The sequence below is a fragment of the Paenibacillus sp. IHBB 3054 genome, from assembly GCF_051594305.1.
GTDB lineage: Bacteria > Bacillota > Bacilli > Paenibacillales > Paenibacillaceae > Paenibacillus_AQ.
Map to the genome: position 1 here is coordinate 1 of NZ_JBOFBG010000147.1, position 592 is coordinate 592.

Below are 592 nucleotides of genomic sequence, written 5' to 3' on the forward strand. Positions count from 1 at the left end.
CGGGGGATTCCCCTTTCTGCTTCCGTTGCCAGTCGTGTTCAAGATGGCATGGATTGTGGCGATTTTTATGCTTAGCACCTTTGGGCATATGCTCAAGTGGCCCTATCGCATAAAGCGTTATATTCATGATCAACAACAAAAGAAAGACGGTACAGGGGAAGACATTGGGTCTTTTTTGGGCGTGGAGGAAGATGGCTGGCTCTATCGCAGCGGGAAGACCTTGCATGTCGTATCCTCCTTAACGGCAGCTCCTTGGAGAACGGCTGTATTTGCGCAAAAACGATCACGGATTGGGGGATTTGAGCAATTTCTGCGTGCCATCGTGCAGGAAGGCTTTAGTGCCCAAATTTCAGCAGAACAAATTCCGGACGTGCGCCATGAACTCTGGAACGAGAAACGTAGTCGCCTTGCTGCAAGTGAAGGCATCCAGCAGATGAAGGTGAATCGGCTGGAGATGTGGGAACGGCTGGCCCAGAAGGGGGAGGCGTTGCGCAGTGAATATACGCTGACGCTCACGACATCCGAATCCAAAATCAATATCAGGGAACGGGAAGATGAACCTGAAAACCTGAATACGGAGGAGATGAAGCGT

At 50.8% G+C, this 592-nt stretch carries 1 protein-coding gene; it reads left to right on the forward strand.

The window, feature by feature from the left end; translation table 11 throughout:
- Positions 1–592, forward strand: a 592-nt coding sequence (locus ACQ76X_RS36145) for a hypothetical protein (RefSeq protein WP_438498701.1), incomplete at both ends; no start/stop codon positions are given.